Source organism: Trueperella bialowiezensis (genome assembly GCF_900637955.1).
GTDB classification, from domain to species: Bacteria; Actinomycetota; Actinomycetes; order Actinomycetales; family Actinomycetaceae; genus Trueperella; species Trueperella bialowiezensis.
In genome coordinates this window covers 920,111-936,176 of record NZ_LR134476.1, presented here as the reverse complement: position 1 = coordinate 936,176, position 16,066 = coordinate 920,111, and the positions used below count along the sequence as shown (strand labels likewise).

18 protein-coding genes are annotated in these 16,066 nt (G+C 62.9%); 11 read left to right on the top strand and 7 right to left on the bottom strand.

The features are described 5' to 3' along the window. Window positions 1-27: 27 nt before the first annotated feature. Window positions 28-1,062, bottom strand: coding sequence for a metallophosphoesterase (locus tag EL234_RS04320; RefSeq protein ID WP_164712342.1), 1,035 nt, complete (start codon window positions 1,060-1,062; stop codon window positions 28-30). A gap of 10 nt (window positions 1,063-1,072) precedes the next feature. Beyond that, complete coding sequence (locus tag EL234_RS04315; RefSeq protein WP_126416311.1) at window positions 1,073-3,532, bottom strand: penicillin-binding protein; 2,460 nt, start codon at window positions 3,530-3,532, stop codon at window positions 1,073-1,075. 201 nt (window positions 3,533-3,733) lie between these two features. Between EL234_RS04315 and EL234_RS04310 the strand changes: the two genes are divergently transcribed. The 3 genes from EL234_RS04310 to EL234_RS04305 all read left to right on the top strand — a co-directional run bounded on the left by EL234_RS04310 (window position 3,734) and on the right by EL234_RS04305 (window position 4,758). Beyond that, on the top strand, window positions 3,734-4,075 hold the full coding sequence (locus tag EL234_RS04310; protein WP_126416310.1) for a WhiB family transcriptional regulator: 342 nt from the start codon (window positions 3,734-3,736) through the stop codon (window positions 4,073-4,075). Between the two features lie 66 nt (window positions 4,076-4,141). Further along, window positions 4,142-4,297 carry a hypothetical protein gene (locus EL234_RS09300; protein WP_164712340.1) on the top strand — a complete coding sequence of 52 codons (156 nt, stop codon included), beginning with the start codon at window positions 4,142-4,144 and terminating at the stop codon, window positions 4,295-4,297. Beyond that, window positions 4,294-4,758, top strand: coding sequence for a RidA family protein (locus tag EL234_RS04305; protein ID WP_126416309.1), 465 nt, complete (start codon window positions 4,294-4,296; stop codon window positions 4,756-4,758). Before EL234_RS09300 ends, EL234_RS04305 begins: the two co-directional genes overlap by 4 nt. Window positions 4,759-4,833: 75 nt before the next feature. Here EL234_RS04305 and EL234_RS04300 read toward each other — a convergent pair whose 3' ends face one another. Beyond that, window positions 4,834-5,511 (bottom strand): Crp/Fnr family transcriptional regulator, encoded by a 678-nt coding sequence (locus EL234_RS04300; RefSeq protein WP_126416308.1) that lies wholly within the window; start codon window positions 5,509-5,511, stop codon window positions 4,834-4,836. 223 nt (window positions 5,512-5,734) lie between these two features. On the opposite strand from EL234_RS04300, the gene nth reads away from it, so the two are divergent. Next, window positions 5,735-6,361 carry an endonuclease III gene (nth, locus tag EL234_RS04295; RefSeq protein WP_126416307.1) on the top strand — a complete coding sequence of 209 codons (627 nt, stop codon included), beginning with the start codon at window positions 5,735-5,737 and terminating at the stop codon, window positions 6,359-6,361. Here the strand turns inward: nth and EL234_RS04290 are convergent. Together EL234_RS04290 and EL234_RS04285 are read right to left on the bottom strand one after the other, a co-directional pair. Beyond that, on the bottom strand, window positions 6,358-7,272 hold the full coding sequence (locus EL234_RS04290) for an alpha/beta fold hydrolase (RefSeq protein ID WP_126416306.1): 915 nt from the start codon (window positions 7,270-7,272) through the stop codon (window positions 6,358-6,360). The two genes, nth and EL234_RS04290, sit on opposite strands and share 4 nt — an antisense overlap. 41 nt (window positions 7,273-7,313) lie before the next feature. After that, complete coding sequence (locus EL234_RS04285) at window positions 7,314-8,438, bottom strand: hypothetical protein (protein ID WP_126416305.1); 1,125 nt, start codon at window positions 8,436-8,438, stop codon at window positions 7,314-7,316. A gap of 148 nt (window positions 8,439-8,586) precedes the next feature. On the opposite strand from EL234_RS04285, the gene EL234_RS04280 reads away from it, so the two are divergent. The 7 genes from EL234_RS04280 to EL234_RS04250 all read left to right on the top strand — a co-directional run bounded on the left by EL234_RS04280 (window position 8,587) and on the right by EL234_RS04250 (window position 13,163). After that, window positions 8,587-9,585: a hypothetical protein gene (locus tag EL234_RS04280; protein ID WP_126416304.1), complete on the top strand. Its 999-nt coding sequence runs from the start codon at window positions 8,587-8,589 to the stop codon at window positions 9,583-9,585. Then, window positions 9,582-10,724 carry a TadA family conjugal transfer-associated ATPase gene (locus EL234_RS04275; protein ID WP_126416303.1) on the top strand — a complete coding sequence of 381 codons (1,143 nt, stop codon included), beginning with the start codon at window positions 9,582-9,584 and terminating at the stop codon, window positions 10,722-10,724. The genes EL234_RS04280 and EL234_RS04275 overlap by 4 nt, the downstream gene beginning before the upstream one ends. Next, window positions 10,721-11,389 (top strand): type II secretion system F family protein, encoded by a 669-nt coding sequence (locus EL234_RS04270; RefSeq protein ID WP_126416302.1) that lies wholly within the window; start codon window positions 10,721-10,723, stop codon window positions 11,387-11,389. The genes EL234_RS04275 and EL234_RS04270 overlap by 4 nt, the downstream gene beginning before the upstream one ends. Then, a complete protein-coding gene (locus tag EL234_RS04265) occupies window positions 11,386-11,886 on the top strand; it encodes a type II secretion system F family protein (protein ID WP_126416301.1) in 501 nt (166 codons plus the stop codon). The genes EL234_RS04270 and EL234_RS04265 overlap by 4 nt, the downstream gene beginning before the upstream one ends. Window positions 11,887-12,098: 212 nt before the next feature. Next, the gene (locus EL234_RS04260) at window positions 12,099-12,284 is read left to right on the top strand and encodes a DUF4244 domain-containing protein (RefSeq protein ID WP_126416300.1); all 186 of its coding nucleotides are present in this window, start codon (window positions 12,099-12,101) and stop codon (window positions 12,282-12,284) included. Between the two features lie 112 nt (window positions 12,285-12,396). Further along, window positions 12,397-12,792: a hypothetical protein gene (locus EL234_RS04255; protein ID WP_126416299.1), complete on the top strand. Its 396-nt coding sequence runs from the start codon at window positions 12,397-12,399 to the stop codon at window positions 12,790-12,792. Next, entirely contained in the window at window positions 12,786-13,163 is a 378-nt protein-coding gene (locus EL234_RS04250) for a hypothetical protein (protein WP_126416298.1), read from the top strand. The genes EL234_RS04255 and EL234_RS04250 overlap by 7 nt, the downstream gene beginning before the upstream one ends. Here EL234_RS04250 and EL234_RS04245 read toward each other — a convergent pair. Both EL234_RS04245 and EL234_RS04240 read right to left on the bottom strand, forming a co-directional pair. Beyond that, window positions 13,128-15,464 (bottom strand): DEAD/DEAH box helicase, encoded by a 2,337-nt coding sequence (locus EL234_RS04245; protein WP_126416297.1) that lies wholly within the window; start codon window positions 15,462-15,464, stop codon window positions 13,128-13,130. The genes EL234_RS04250 and EL234_RS04245 overlap by 36 nt on opposite strands. Window positions 15,465-15,777: 313 nt before the next feature. Next, a complete protein-coding gene (locus EL234_RS04240; RefSeq protein WP_126416296.1) occupies window positions 15,778-16,023 on the bottom strand; it encodes a hypothetical protein in 246 nt (81 codons plus the stop codon). Between the last annotated feature and the right edge of the window lie 43 nt (window positions 16,024-16,066).

The window sequence follows — 16,066 nt, the reverse complement described above, 5'->3', positions numbered from 1 at the left end:
AGCCGGGCTGAACCTCGTGTTGCGCCCTTAATCCCGGAACGGAATCACATCTAAGACGATCGCTTCAGGCGGGCAGAACGTGCGCACCGGAGCATAGGGCGAGGTGCCAATACCCGCAGAGACTTGCACCCAGGCTGAGCCCGCAGCACGCGAACCGGGCTGGGAATGCGAGATCACGGCGCCGTCCCCTTTAAGCACCGCGATCTGCCCGCTCGGATCTGGCTCGCCACCGGCGCCCGCAGCACTCCCGTGGTCGTCGCGTGGCCACGTAAACAATCCCGAGGCGAACTCGGTATCCAGATCGCAGTTTGTGACGAGTGCGCGCCCGCCCGGCAAGCACACCTGCCCGCCGTGCGTGTGACCAGCGAAGATGAGCGAGCAGCCGTCATCGACCATCGCGTCGAGGACCCGCGTGTAGGGTGCGTGAGTCACGCCAATACGCGCGTACGGGCCAGAGGCCGGCACGGCCTCGCTGTCAGGCGCGGGGAAAGCATCGTAGTCGAGGTGCGGGTCGTCAACCCCCACAAAGTCAAGCGTCCACCCGCACACGTCGAGGCGCCCGCGCTGATTGTTAAGGTTCAGCCAGCCGCGCTCTTCGAAAGCGGCACGCATCTCACGCCAGCGCAACTCGCGGGTCTTTGCTGAGCTGCTATCAGAACCCACATTCGATGGGCTGACCAGATAGCCGAAGGGATTGCGGAAGCGGGGAGCAAGGTAGTCGTTTGACCCAAAGACGAACACGCCCGGCACGTCCAAGAGCGGATCGAGCGCGTCGAGTACAGGTTCAAGGGCGGCATCCTCGGAGATCATGTCGCCGGTGAGGACGACGAGGTCGGGCCGCATCTCCCCAAGTTTGCGCAGGAATGTGAGGCGTTTGGCATGCCGGGCGAGCGTGTGCGCGTCGGAAATGTGGACGATACGTAACGCTTCGCCGTCGCTGTGCGGGACGAGTAGGGAACGACGCCGCACCCGGTAACTATGCGCATGCGCAAGCCCGTATATTGCGCTGGCTCCCGCGCCAAGAACTCCGAGCCCGAGGCCGGCAGTGAGAAACTTTTTCACACGGGCCACGTTAACCTCGCCCTGACGAGATCCAGATTTCGATCTGAGTGCCAGTTGCTGCGGCGGCCCCCGCTTCGGGAACCTGCCGCACCACGGTACCCGCTGGCGCGCTCGAATCAACAACGCGTGTCACGTACCCATAGCCGGCCGTGAGTGCGGTCGATTGCGCGTCGTCTTGCGATTTGCCGATCAGGTTTGGTGCGGCCTCGCCAGGCGGTGGCGCCTGGGTGTCCTCGGCAGGAGTTTCGTTTTCTTCTTCCTTCGACTCGTCTTGCTGATCGGAGGCCGGGTCGGTGGTTGGTGCGCGGCGGGCCGAACGCGGATCCTTGCTCGGCGCCGTGAACTGCTCGATAGGCTGGTCGGCAAGCGCAGCATCCATGAACGCCTTAAACGTCTGCGCAGGATACAGGCCGCCATACACTTCATAGTGGTATTGGCCGTTGATGACCGAATTGAACATCGAAATGTAGCCTTCGTGGTGGCCTTGCCACACGGCGGTGGCAAGCTGTGGCGTGTAGCCCATGAACCAGGCGTGCCAGTCCATGTTCGCGGTACCAGTCTTGCCTGCGGCTGGGCGGTCACCGGATAGAACGGCCCGGCTTCCCGTGGCGTTCGGGGCTACCACCGTTTGCAGTACGCTCGTGGTTTGCCGTGCGAGTTCGGCGTCGATCACTTGCCGGCATTCGGGCTCGTTGGTGGCGATAACGTTGCCGTCCGAATCGGTGATCTTGGTGAAAGACAGCGGCTTGCAGTACTTGCCATCGGCCGCGATGGTCGCCATCGCGTTGGCCATCGACAGCGGGGTCACCGGGTTTGATCCAAGCGACGCGGCCGGGTTAGGCATCAGCGGGAGGGTTTCACCATATTCGAATGGGATCCCTGACTTTTCAAATTCGGCGGTTTCGGGGTCACCTTCCACGGCCATACGTCCGCGTTCTAGGCCGAGGTCGCTCGCTAAGTCGACGATGTCGCACATGTCGAGCTGGTTGGCCATGGCCACGTATGACACGTTGACTGACAGACGAGTGGAATCGAGCACGGTCATCATGCCCGAACCGATGCCTTCAAGGTTGGTTGGCCGGTAGTCATCACGCAGACCGGGGGCACAGCGGATGGACCATGAGTCACGTGGGAAGGTGCGCCCGTTCGCGTTAACCCGGTCGTAGACTCCGTTTCCTTGCCGCAGCCACTCCATGAGCGTGAACACCTTGAACGTTGATCCGCCCTGATATCCGGAGCCGCCACCCATCGTCATGCCAACGTTGAGGTTGAGTGTCATGTCCTCCGGGTTTTCCGGGGTGGGGTTGCCATAGTTCGTGTTTTGCACCATGGCTTTGATGTGTCCGGTACCCGGTTCGACACTGGACAGGGCCATGTTGATCGACGACGGGTCGTCGACCGGGGTGGAGGCGACGACGGCGTCGTAGGCGTGCTGCTGGTCGGCAGGGTTGATCGTCGTGGAAATGACGAGGCCGCCGCGGTAGAGCTTTTGGGTGCGCTCTTCGCGGGTTTCGCCGAGCGACGGCGAATTGAGAAGGTCTTTGACGACGTATTCGCAGAAATACGCTGAAATGCCAGCCTCGGCACACCCGTTGGTCGCTTCGGTGACGTTAAGCATGTCTTCAATTGTGACGGCCGTGGCTGCTTCAAACTCTTCACGCGTGATCATGTCGAGTTTGTACATTTGCCCGAGGACGACGTCGCGACGCTGCTTTGCAGCCTCCGGGTTGGTGACCGGGTTCCACTTGCCGGGCGCCTGTGTGATGCCGGCGAGCATCGCGGCCTGTTCGAGGGTGACGTCTTTCGCGGACACGCCATAGAAGTATCTGGAGGCCGCCTCGACTCCCCATTGAGACGGGCCGAATTGTGCCAAGTTGAGGTAGCCGGTGAGGATTTCGTCTTTCGTTGCCACGTTTTCGACGGCGATCGCGAAGCGCGCTTCGTTGAGCTTACGCGAAATGGAACGTTCGGTGGCTTTCGCAATCATCGTGTTATCGCCGCTGATACGCCCTTCTTCGATGATGGCGTTCTTCACATACTGCTGGGTGATCGTGGACCCGCCGGAAAGTTGGCCGCCCATGAGGTTCGTCATCGCGGCGCGAGCCAGACCTTGGGCGTCGATTCCGTTGTGCTGGTAGAAGCGTTCGTCTTCGATAGCGACGGCAGCATTCTTAATATGCTGCGAGATTTCGTCCGAGGCGACGATGATCCTGTTTTCCGCGTAGAACGTGGCCAGCTTCGATCCGTCGGCTGCAAGAATGACGGATTGTTCTGACGGGCGTGTGAAGTCGATGTCTGTAGGCAGGTCATCGAACATTCGGGCGCCCGCGTTGGCCACCGTGCCCGTCGTCGCCGCAAACGGAAGCGCAGCAGCGGCCATCAGCCCGCCCCCGATGCCCGTGAGCAAGAAAAAGCTGAGGAGCGCCACGATCATTTGCCGTAGCGTCATCTTGCGTCCAGAATTCTGCATGCTATTAACAATAGTGGTTTCGCGCGGCGGCGTCGCCTTCCTTCCTCAAATCACAACCTTCACTTAGCGCATAAGAATTTCAAAACGTGGGACTTTGGTTGTGAAAAACAGGTATTCCCACTGTACTATTGGGCTAGGTGACGGCGGTCACGCCAGTCATTGGTTCGAAAGCAAAGGCGCTTTCGGAGGAGGGACAGTAAAATGACGCAAGTCTATGAAGATCAAACATGGGCGGTTCGCGCTATCTGTGCAGATTCGGATCCAGACGCACTATTCGTGCGTGGTTCAGCACAAACGGACGCCCGGCAAATTTGCTTTTCGTGCCCGGTACGAATCGAATGCCTAGCCGATGCTCTCGACTCGGGAATGACCTTCGGCGTGTGGGGAGGCATGACCGAACGTGAACGCCGAGCCCTCTTGCGCCGGTTCCCGCATATTACAAACTGGTGGGAATACCTGACGCAGTCTGATGATCAGGTTGCCACGGAACTACGCGCCGGGAGGATACCTCGCCTGTCGCGCAGGCCCGTTGCCCGCAAATAGGGGTGTAGCGGCCAGATCGACGTCGATCCCTTGCCACGTGACGCGTGGTGAACGTACCCTAAAGGCATGACTACTTGGGAATATGTAACCGTGCCACTGTTGGCACATAACACGAAGCAAATTCTAGATAGCTGGGGTAAGGATGGTTACGAGCTCGTGACCGTTATCCCCGGTCCGAACGGCACCAATCCGGTGGCGTATATGAAACGGCCGATCGAGTGAGTGCTGGGCCAGTATCGCAGCGGCTTGCCGAGCTCGGCATCGAACTACCAGAGGTTGCCGCACCCGTGGCCGCCTATGTGCCGGCACGCCAGGACGGGGCGCAGGTTCGCACGTCGGGCCAATTGCCGTTCGTCGACGGCGAGCTGCCGGTTTGCGGCAAAGTGGGCGGGCAGGTCACTGCAGAGCAGGCGCAAAAACTAGCGCGTCAGTGTGCGCTTAACGCGTTGGCGGCCGCTGCCGACGTCGTCGGACTCGACAACCTCGCGGGCGTTGTGCACGTGACTGGTTTCGTTGCGTCCACAACGGATTTCACGGGCCAGCCAGGCGTGATCAACGGCGCCTCCGAACTGTTCGGCGACATCTTTGGTGCCGACGGCGCACACACCCGATCCGCGGTGGGCGTGCCCGTGTTGCCACTCGACTCAGCCGTCGAAGTGGAAGTGACGTTCGCAGTTCGGTAACGAACGCAAGGTATGAGAAGTGGCCGCCCGTTTCCGGGCGGCCACAACGCTTTAGAAGCTCAGCGTAAGGCTAGCTCAGTGTGCGCGGCGCTGCAGGCGCCCCACCTGGATGAGCATGACGGCACGGCCTTCGAGGCGGATCCACCCGCGTGCCGTGAAGTCAGCAAGCGACTTGTTGACCGTTTCACGCGAAGCACCCACGAGGTGGGCGAGCTCTTCCTGCGTGAGGTCGTGAGCCACATAAATACCTTCGGGGGTGCGTTCACCGAAACGCTCAGCCAGATCAAGCAGTGCCTTGGCGACTCGGCCGGGAACGTCAGAGAACACGAGGTCGGCCATCTGGTCGTTCGTGTTACGCAGACGCTTGGCGAGTTCGCGGAGCATCGACTTTGCCAGCTTCGGGTGGTCGTCGATGTAGTTCATCATGTCCTTGTGTGACAGGTACAGGAAACGCGACGGCGCGATTGCCGTGACAGTCGACGACCGGGCGCCAAGATCAAACAGTGATAGTTCGCCGATGATCTCCCCGGGGCCGAGGATTGCGATCAGGTTTTCCCGCCCGTCGTCGGACGTGTGAGAAAGCTTCACCTTTCCTTCGATAACCACGTAGAGGCGGTCTCCGGCATCTCCTTCATGGAATAGCGATTCGCCGCGCTTCAGGCTCGTCTCTGACATGAGGGAGAGCAGGGCGTCGCGCTCGTCGTTATCCAGATCCCGGAACAGTTCAACGTTTGCAAGGATGTTCAATTCCATCCACGTACCTTCCTTCTAGGTCTTAGTAAATCTCCAGGCGCGGAGCGGTGTTTCCATCGCCTTCTCGCCGCGGAAGCACGAGCGCTGCGGGCGCGTAGCGTTGTGCTTGAAGTCATACAGTTTATATCTTGCCACGTGAGCGGCGGAAACGCACGAGGTTTAGCGATTCTTCCGGGATAATGAACAAAGTATCGTTCAAGAGTTGAGGTTTGGGGGTTCGCACATGGTGCAGGTCGAGCAGGTGGATGGCATTTTGCGGTCGTTGGCCGTGCTTTATCCTGATGCGACAACCGATCTTGTGCATGCGAATCCGTACGAGCTGCTCGTGGCCACGATCCTGTCGGCACAAACCACTGACGTGCGGGTCAATCAGGTGACGCCCGAATTGTTTGCTCGCTATCCTGATCCGCACGCGTTGGCGGGCGCCTCGCGGGAGGACTTGGAGAAGATTTTGCGTCCGCTGGGATTTTTCCGGGCGAAAGCAAAGTCCTTGGAAGGTCTAGGAAAAGCGTTGGTGGAAGAGCACGACGCCGTCGTCCCGGCTACTCGCGACGAGTTAATGAAGCTTCCGGGCGTGGGGCGTAAGACGGCGAACGTCGTATTGGGTAACGCGTTTGGGATCCCGGCGATCACGGTAGATACGCACGTGGGCCGCCTCACGCGGCGCTGGGGGTGGACGGCGCATAAAGATCCCGTCAAAGCAGAACGGGATTTGATGGAGATCATGCCGGAAGACAACTGGACGATCGACTGCCACCGGATTATCTATCACGGGCGGGCCGTCTGCCATGCCCGGGCGCCCAAGTGCGGCGCGTGCGAGCTTGCGGAACTGTGCCCGTCGGCCAGCTAGAGCTCGATCGTAGCCAGAAAATCTAGTAGAACCTTGGTGAACACGTCCGGTTGTTCTTCGGGGACGAAATGCCCGGCGTCGGCGATCCGCATTTTCCGGTAGGGTCCGAAGGCGAACTCTAAGTCTTTGTTCCACGCGCGGTCGGGCAGGAGCGGGTCTTGTTCTCCGCGCACGGCCAGCACGGGCACGTGGATCGCGTTGGCGGACTCACGCAAATATTTCCGCCCGGTGGGCGAGTGTTGCGAGCGCCAGGTCCAGCGCAACTGGTCGAGGGATACCTTTGCGGCGCCGGGCAACTGGAGAGCTTGCGCGTATAGCTCGGCCTGTGCGGCAGCGCCGTCGTTGTTCGGTGCCGACCATTCGGTCAGCAGGCTGCGCACAGCATCCTCACGTACGAGGCCCTTCTGGCTGAGCGGGCTGATCATGCTCGCCAGAACATGGCGCCACGTGCGTAGCGTGACGTGCATGCCCACCCGGTGTAACGTGCGCGGATGTGGGGAGGACACGGTGACGAGCCCAGCGAACAGGTTTTGTTCCATCGACACGGCAGACCAGCCGAGCGCCCCGCCCCGCCCGTGGCCCACAAGCACGGTTTTACGTGCGCCGAGTGCGCGGACAACCGAGATGATGTCGAAAGCGAGGGTGAGCCCGTCTTCCGAGTTCGGAGTCTTGTCCGAACCACCAATCCCACGCCGGTCTATGGCGACGACGTGATATCCGGCACCCGCAAGCGGCTCGATCTGATTGCGCCACGCCCACCAATACTGCGGAAAACCGTGGACGAGGAGCACGAGCGGGCGGTCGTCGCGATGTTCCCCGGCGATTGCTGCGTGGAACTGTGCTCCGTTGGCCTGAATCTTTTCGTGGCGCCACGGACCGGGCATGGTGATACACGTGGTGTCAGCGGGCATGGGACCCTTTCTGGTTAACTCTGGCTATCGGCGTGGCCGGATTATTGGCGGCCGAGCAGGAAGTTCCGCCGCGTCACAGCGGTGGCGTGCCGTTCTCCGCGCCTGCGAGCAATGTGTGCCACAAGCCCGGTGAGGAACAGTAGCAGGCCGAAGATAGCGATGCGGCCGGTTGCGAGGTCGTTGGCCAAGTGGAAGACCACGTTGCCGGTGAAGTCGTTGAAACCGCCGATCGCGTCAGCTAGAGATTCGACGAGGCCCTTGGCTGTTTTCGGGATGATCAGCGCGACGACGCCGGCCAAGCCCACGATCGCGCCAATCACTTGCGCGCCGAGCGACGACGAGCGGGCGAACAACCAGATCACCGCCAGAACAGCGAACGCGCCGAGCATTTCGAGCAACGGTAAGACTTGCACGGAGCCCGTGATCCACGGGTTGTCGACGACGGCGCCGAGCCGTGCACCAGAATCCGCCATGAGATACCAGGCCACCGGCACAAGCAGCAAAGTGACGAGCACGGACAGGAAGTGCATGAGCCCGCGGCCCTTCGGCTGATCGGGAATATCGAGGGCAAGAGCGCTGTCGCCAGCCCCTGGAGCCCACTGGTTGGCAGGCTGATTCGGGCCGTCGGTGGCAGGAGGATTATCGGATGGCAGCGGCGGGAAAGCAGGACCCGAGTGATGTAAGGCCGGTTCGGCCGGAACCTGTGCGCCCGCGGCGGCCGGTGCCGGGCCGGAGGGGATTGCCACGCCCTCCGATGGTGCCGGAGCCATCGGTGCTGCTCCGCTCATGACAGACGTGCGAGTAGGGCCGACGGGCTCGTCGGAAACAAGGCTACCAAGAGTCGGATTATGCGACTCGGCATCCGGTTCGGCAGCCGGCTCGCTCGGCTCGGCGTCGCTAGGCTCGCTCGCGTCGCTGGCCGGCTCGCTCGCAGCGTCGCTTGGCTCGGCTGCCGGTTCGCCAGCCGGTTCGGCGTCGTCGCTCACGTCAGCGTCCGCGTCAACTGCCTGCCCGTCAGGAACATCTCCTGGCTCATCGGACTCGAACGCGCGGTCCCAAGCGGCCTTGTCGGCGTCGTCGGAAGATTCGAGTGGTTCGAGGATCGATTCGTCATCGTCAAAAGGGCGGCGAGAGCCGGAATTATATGGATCTGTAGGCGTTGACACGGTTTCTCCTATCATGCGTTACACCCAGCGTAACGATAAAAACGGCCAAGGCGGCGGACGTTTTCGGCGTGCCTTTGTGGAAAAGCGTGGTTATCCACATTTGCAGGAACGCTTTAGCGGGCCGTGAGTGCCCTGCGAGACTGCGGCCATGATGAAAAACGACATGCTGTCTGTGGTCTACTCCGGGAACGATGCGAAGGTCGCCGATGAGCTTTCCCGGCTGGCGGAACTGGTGGGCGTTGATTTTACGCGCGGTCAAGGCCCGGCCGTGCTCACATTTTCTGATGCGGAGGCGAACACAGTGGTGGCGCATTTTCACGACGTGTTCTCACCGTATTTTCCGCGCGGGCGGGTGCGCTTGCACGTTCGTGACGACACGGCGGACATCCTCGAGCTTCTCGCGGCTGTGGGTAGCACGTTGCGTGGCCGGGTGGTGGGCGTCATTGGGGCGCATGGCGGTGCGGGTACGACGACGCTCGCCGCCTGGCTGGCCCGGCTTTTTGCTGAGGGGGCCTCGGCGGGGCTGATTGATGCGAATCCGGCGTCGGTGGGAATCGACCACGTGCTCGCGATCGACGCGGCGCCGGGTAAACGCTGGGCAGACCTAGCGGGTGACGGCGTGATTCTTGCCGGGCGGTTAGCGAACTTGCTGCCAGGCTGGCATGGAGTGAGCGTCGTGTCTGCAGACGAGCGTGGCGCGATGCCGAATCCCGCCCTCGGCGCACAGGTGATCTCCGCGCTTGCGCAGACTCAGCCGTGGACGGTGGTCGACTTTTCGCCGGTGGAACTCGTGCGTTCGCGCGGTCTGGCACCCGGCGAAACGGCGGCTGATCGAACGGAAAGCCTTATCGAATGGTGTGACCAGATCGTGCTCGTCACTCGGGCTGACGCCGTCGCGCTCGCCCACGCCCGCAGGCGCGCTAGCGAGTTGCCTGGCGCGCTCGTCGTCGGAATTGGAATCTCGGGCAAATCCGAGGCTGCGCACGCCGCCGACGTGATCGGCGTGGCCGACGTGCTCGGCGTGCGGCTACTGCGCGGGATGCGTGGCGACGTCGACCACGGGCTAGCGCCGGGGGATCGCAACAGGTCGGGCACGCACCGCGACATTCAGGCGATTCGTGAGCGCCTCGAGGAGCTGATCGCATGACGTTGAATCCGCAGCAGCTTGCGCGTATCCGGCGGCGTATCGCGGCTGGGGAGAATGTGCGCGCCGCGTTGGACGACATGCCGGGCACGCTATTTACGGCGGACTTGGCGGCCGTCGATGCCCAGGTGCGCCACGAGGTTATTGGCGCCGGGCCAGTGATTGCCCCGCTGCTCGAAGACCCGGCGGTGACCGACGTCGTCGTCAACGGAACGGACGTGTGGGTGGATCGCGGGAACGGAATGGAACCGGTGGATAGTACGGGATTGGGCGGCGAGGAGGAAACTCGGGCGCTTGCTGTACGGTTGGCGGCTCGGTGTGGTCAGCGGTTGGACGATGCGAGTCCGATTGTGGATGGCACGTTTCCGTCCGGGGTGCGCTTGCATGCGGTGATTCCGCCGTTGAGCGCGGAGGGCACGTTGATTTCGCTGCGCACACATCGCTCCCGCGTGTTCACGCTCGATGAGCTTGCGGCCGCAGGCGCGGTGGCCGGCGAACTGGTGCCGCTTGTGCGCAGGCTCGTGTTAGGCAAAGCGAATGTGCTCATATCGGGGGCCACCGGCGCGGGCAAAACGACGTTCCTGAACGCGATGCTCTGCCTCGTGCCGGCCAGTGAACGGATTTTGATTATTGAAGAATCGGCGGAATTGCGGCCGGCTCATCCGCACGTCGTCCACCTGCAAGTCCGCAAGGCAAACGTGCAGGGCGCAGGTGAAGTGACGATGAGCGAACTGGTGCGCGCGGCCATGCGCATGCGCCCGGACAGGATAGTGCTGGGCGAATGCCGCGGCGCCGAGGTACGCGACGTGCTCGGTGCGCTCAACACCGGGCATGAGGGCGGGTGGGCCACGATCCATGCCAACTCGACCGCCGACATTCCCGCGCGGCTCGTGGCACTCGGGGCGCTTGCGAACATGGCCGAATCCACCGTGGCCGCGCAGGCCGCGGCCGGCTTAGACGCGGCGATTCACGTGCGCCGATCAGGCAGGAAACGGTTCTTGGCCGAGATCGCCGTGTTTGAGCGGCGCGGCGGGGAACTGTTCGCGCCGGTGGCTGTGCGAGTGGGGGCGGACGGCGTCGTCACCCATGACCGGGCGTGGAACGCGTTGTGCGAGCGGCTGGCAGCGAAGGAGAACTCGTGATCTGGCTGGTAACAATCCTGCTCGTGGCCTACGTGAGCGTGCCGCGCAGAACAGTCGTCAGAAAACGGGAGGTTCGGCGCAAACCCGTGCGCGCTCGGCCCCGGCCGATCGACCTTGGTCAGATCGTTACCGAAGTAGCATCGCGGCTACGCTCCGGCTCGCAGCCCGAACGCGCCTGGGCACAAACCTTGCGGCAGGCCGGGCTGCACGTAGGCGAGCCCGTGTTAGACGAAGACGGGGTGCCGCTCGCACTACGCGCACTTCCGCACATGTCGTGGCGAGAGCGGAAGCGGCTGGGCGTCAACGACGTCGCACTCCACACCCTGCCGGCCACGTTCGCCGTATGCACGATGAGCTACCGCACGGGCGCGCCCATGGCCGAAGTGTTGGACGCGTGCGCCGTAGGAATCACCGAATCGGGTGAGGCGCGCAGCGCTCGCGATGTTGCCCTGGCCGGGCCGCTCGCCTCGGCACGCATGCTAGCCGCACTGCCCCTGTTCGGGTTGGCGTTGGGCTGGGCGATGGGCGCTGACCCGCTCGGTTTTCTACTGACGACGCCGCTCGGCTGGCTCGCGCTCGTAGCCGGGCTCGCTTTCGAAGCGGCGGGAATTGTGTGGACGATGCGCCTGGTCGCACAGGCGCGGGCGGCGGAGGTCGAACAGTGAAACTGCTAGCCGTAGCGTTAGCGGCAGGGTTGGCGTGGGTGTGGGCGGTACCCGGGCCGCCGCGGGCGCGCAAGCCGGCACCGCCACCAGCCGTGGACACCGCCGTCGTGCTCGACTTAGCTGCGGCGGCAATCTCGTCGGGCCTGTCAATCCCGGGCACGTTGACCGCGCTGGATGTGGCGACGGGAGGAGAACAGCGAGCAACGGCAGCGCGACTGTTGCTCATGGGAGCCTCGTGGGAAGAAGCCTGGGAAGGCGTGGACGGCCACATCCTGCGCGATGCGCTACACGCGGCATGGACCGACGGCGCGGCCCCAGTTCCCCTCATCGAACGCGCCGCACAGACCGTGCGCCTGCAACGTCGCCGTAACGCGAAAGAGGCCGCCGAACGGCTTGGAGCGAAACTCGTGATGCCCCTCGGGCTGTGCTTCCTGCCCGCCTTCATACTGTTGGGCGTGGTGCCGGTGATCGCGGGCGCGGCAGGCGCGCTGTTTTAACTGTGTGTGGGCGTCGCCGGCGGTGGCGGCGTCGTCGATCGGTGATAGTTCTCCACAGGTGGCGAAGCGCTGAGGTAATCCACTTTTGGTCGATGTTCGCCGCGGCGGATTTTGAGAAAAGCGCAAACTGAGGGTGTCACACAGGGTGACCACCGGAAGCGAATTCGCGTAGCGGTGATAACAGCGCCGAAGGGTGCAGAAAGAAGGAGAACATGATCAAGAACATGCTGGCCGCGGCGGTAACGCCACAGGCAGAGTCGGGAATGGTGTCTGCTGAATACGCAGTGGGCACGGTTGCCACCACGTCGATTGCAGGAATCCTCGTCTGGCTCGCGCAGCAAGACTGGTTCCGCGACGGCATCGCGGCCATCTTCAAGATGATCTTCAAGTTCATTTGAAGAGGGCCAGGTTACATGATGTTGACCTAGGTAAGCGGACCGCGTGGGGCTCGGCGATACAGGGCGCCGAGCCCCACGGGTAGCCCCTCGCGAACAAGAATGGGAGGAGACTATGAGACGGCAGACGCGAGTGAGTGGGCAGACTATCCGCCCGAAACCGGAGCCGGGAATGGTGACCGCCGAGTTCGCGCTCGTCGCACCTATGTATTTTCTGGCTGCGCTCGCCATGATTGCTGCACTCGTGGGTGGGTGGAAGACGATCGTCGTCGCCAATGAAGCCAAAGAAATCGCCCGCGAATACGCTATTGACGGTTCCACGCAGATTGCCACGGACGTCGAGCGAGCCGGCGGAGAGGTCACGATCGAGACCGAGGGCGGAGTGGTACACGTGGTGGTGCGCCGGGAGGGAACGGGCGTTTACGATCTGGTGGGCGTGGACTTTGTGGGCCAGCACCGGAGTGTCATCGAACCGGGGGGCGCGCGGTGGATAGGCGGACAAGGTTGCTGACACCGCAGCCGGAGGCCGGTTTTGGTACGGTGAGCATCGCGCTCACCATGTTGGCTACGGCGTTGGTCATGGTGGGAATGCTGCAACTGTTCTACACCGCTTGGGAACGGGTAGAGGTGCGCAACGACGCTGATTTGGCTGCGATCTCAGCCGCAATCGTGTTGCGTGATACGGGTGTGGCCGACAAGGCCTGCGCTCGAGCCCGGGACATCGCCGCGCCGAGCGAGATCACGTGCAGTGCCGACGGTGAGATCGTCACGATTAACGCCTCGCGCAAGGCGCGCTTTACGTGGATTACCGCAGAACATTCGGCGCGGGCGGTGGCCGGCCCGGCGTCAATAGCGCCAGTCGCCAACAAGCCTGCGAAGTAGGAGGCGGGCGCCTTCTTTGTCGAGTGGCTCGTTGTTGTTGCCACACTTGGGCGACTGCACGCAGCGTGGGCAGCCGTGCTTGCAGTCGCAGGCCTCCAGCGTGTCTAGGGTTGCTCGCAGCCAGTCGAGTCCGGCGCTAAAACCGCGATCTGCGCATCCCGAGCCGCCGGCTGTGGCGTCGTGGACGATGATGGTTGGCATCCCGGTCTGCCCGTGAACTGCCGTCGACAGCCCGCCGATGTCCCACCGGTCGCAGGTTGCGAAAAGTGGCAAGAGTGCGATCATCGTGTGCTCGGCGGCGTGAAGCGTGCCCGGAACGTCTGCTGGGGCGATCGCGGCGGCGTCGATCACCTCTGGTGTGATTGTCATCCACACGCCCGTCGTTTCCAGCGTGCGCATCTGCATGTCTAACGGGACGTGGCCGATGTACATGCCGTCGCTGAGGCGCCGGATATCGTAGCCGACCACGCGTGACTGCACAGCTACGTTCCCGCGCGCCCACGTGCCCCACGGCAGTTGTGCTTCTTCGGCCGTGTTGAGGATTTCTACGGACGTCTGCTCACGAGGATAGGTGCGGATCTCCTCATCGCGGTGGCGGTGGACGAGCGCGACGTCGTCGCTCAGCGACTCCACAAGATAGGCCACGCCCTGATGAAGATAGATCGCGCCGGGGTGAACGGTGTGGTCGGCGCGTGCCTCATCGACGGTGCCGAGCAGGGTTCCCGATTCGCTGTCAATGATCGACACGGTGGTCCCGCCGCCGCGGATGTCAACTAGCTCGTGTGGGCTCGCGCCCATCGCCGGATTCCAAAACCAGCCCGTGGGGCGTTCCTTGAGTAAGCCCGCTTCGACGAGCTCGGTGAACGCTGCTGGTGACTCGAGTGAGAACACTGGAAGATCGGCGGCCGTGAGCGGCACTTCCGTGGCGGCGGCGCACAGGTGACCGGGCAGAATCCACGGGTTCGTGGGATCGAACACGCTCATCTCGGGGTTGCCCTCCGCGAGCGTGTGCGGGTGCGAAAGAATGTACTGGTCGAGCGGGTTGTCGCGGCCAATGAGCACGGCGAGCCCGGGCTGGCCTGCCCGGCCGGCCCGGCCGATCTGCTGCTGGAACGAGGCGCGGGTACCCGGCCAGCCCGTCACTATCACCGCGTCGAGACCGGAGATATCGATGCCGAGCTCGAGCGCGGACGTGGTGGCAAGGCCGCGCAGGTCGCCGGTGCGTAGCCGGGCTTCCAGTTCGCGGCGCTCTTCGGGCAGGTAACCGCCGCGGTAAGCGGCGACCGTGCCTTCTAGGTGGGGTGCGTTAGCGTTGAGGTGCTCCTGCGCCACTTCGGCCACTCGTTCGGTGCCGGGGCGCGACCGTACGAAGGTCAGTGCTCGGGCGTTCGCGGCCACGAGGGTTGCGGTGAGCTCGCCGGCCTCGGTGTTGGCAGCCCGGCGTTGAACCTCCCCGGCAGAGTTCTCGGTACCGGGAACTTCCCGGCAGATGAGCGTCAAAATATCGCGCTCCCCGGCTGGTGAACCGTCATCGCTGACCGCGGCGACCGGGCCGAAAGCTTCCCCAAGAAAGCGCTGCGCTGATACCTGCGGCTGATAGGCCGTGGCCGAGAGAAACACTACGCGTGGATCGGCGCCGTAGTGGCGGGCGACGCGTAAGAGCCTGCGTACCACGAGTGCGACGTTCGCGGCGAAGGAGCCGCGATAGGAGTGGAACTCGTCGAGGACGATGAGCCGCAACCCGCGCCACAGGCGGTGCCACACCTCGTGCCGACCGAGCAGGCCAAGATGGGCGAAGTCCGGGTTGGTGAGGATGATGTCGGCGGATTGGCGCGCCCATGACCGGGTTGCTGTGTCGGCGTCGCCATCCACGGTGGCGATACCGATCCGGGGGTCGACGAGGTGAGCGAGCCGGGTGAGCGATTCTTCTTGATCGGCAGCGAGTGCCTTGGTGGGGCTGATGTAGAGAACGGTGGAGCGCGCCTTGACTTCGGCGAGCGAAGGGGTGGCCATCGAGGAGGCTGAGACGATCTGTGACAGGGCGGGCACCCATGCGGCCAGCGACTTTCCCGAGCCCGTGCCGGTAGCGACTACGACGTTGTGGCCGGCGTGAATGAGGTCGGCTGCCTCGGCCTGGTGAATCCACGGCCGTTCGGCACCGATCTGGGCGAGGGCTGCGCGTACGGGTTCGGGCACCCACGCGCCCCATTCGCCGTGGCGGGCAGCTCGGGCGGGAACGGTGACGTGCCCGGTTAGCTGGTCGCCGGCGTAGCGCAGCGCGGTCTCCAAGAGTGTGGCCATGGCCTTAGTGTGCCATCGGCTCGCCCGGCGAGCGAAAACTTTTCGCGCCCTGGCGGGTTATCTTGGCATATACGAAGATCTCCCGGTATAGCGCGAAAACTTTCCGCTATTAAGGCTACTAAGCCTATTAAGAATGTAAAGGTGCCCCACACTAGCAAGTGTGGGGCACCATGTGTCGGTCGCGGTGGCGGTCAAGTTGCGATCTGTGGCTGGCGCGCGCAGCAAGCGCCCGGTGTTAGTAGCAGTGGCCGGTTAAGCATTGACCTGTGGCTGGCACGCGCAGGAAGCACTCGATGTCAGCTGGGCTGGCCGGTCATTGTTGTAGAAGATAATCCATGAAACCTTGTGCAATTGCGGCGCCCCAGGGATCGTAGATGATCCCATTGTCGATCTCTTCAGAAACAATCGCCTGGGCTAGAGAGTAATGTCGATTCACGACATCCACATCCAGACCGGTTGCGTTAGCGACCTCTTCGGGAACGTAAAGACAGTTGTGCCGTATCTCGTCAAGAATCCTCATGAAATCGGGATTGTTCTTGTGCTCGTCGTAGTTGATCATCGGAACTCCTCAGTGTTGGTTGGGTTGTTCAGTTACAACGATA